Here is a 575-nt window from a genome sequence, read left to right as displayed (position 1 = left end):
GAATGCGCGGTTTGGTTGCCACTTATTCCGAGTGCTCAATTTAGATATCAACCTTAGAGTAAAATAATCCAGTGAGTAGTCTTAAACATATTCGTAATTTCTCAATAATTGCCCATATTGACCACGGTAAGTCGACCTTGGCTGATCGTTTTATTCAGGATTGTGGCGGGCTGTCGTCCCGTGAGATGGAAGCTCAGGTACTCGATTCCATGGATATCGAGCGAGAACGTGGTATTACGATCAAGGCCCAGAGTGTCACACTCGATTATAAGGCAAAAGATGGCGAAACCTATCAGCTAAACTTCATCGATACTCCGGGGCACGTAGACTTTTCGTATGAAGTGTCACGTTCTCTCGCTGCCTGTGAGGGTGCGTTATTGGTTGTCGATGCTGGTCAGGGGGTCGAGGCTCAGTCGGTGGCAAATTGTTATACCTCCATCGAAATGGGCTTGGAGGTACTTCCTGTACTAAATAAAATGGATTTGCCACAGGCCGATCCTGAGCGAGTAACCCAAGAGATTGAGGATATTATCGGAATCGATGCGTCGGGAGCGGTTCCCTGTAGTGCTAAAAGT

Annotated in this window: 1 protein-coding gene; it reads left to right on the top strand. The window is 47.0% G+C overall.

The window, feature by feature from the left end; genetic code table 11:
• Positions 1-71: 71 nt before the first annotated feature.
• Positions 72-575 (top strand): GTP-binding protein (locus tag A3729_RS28480; RefSeq protein WP_156498205.1); only part of this gene is annotated, 504 nt, incomplete at its 3' end.

It is taken from the genome of Oleiphilus sp. HI0043 (assembly GCF_001634935.1).
The sequence above is the reverse complement of the archived record's forward strand: the minus strand, read 5'-3'. Positions and strand labels throughout refer to the sequence as shown.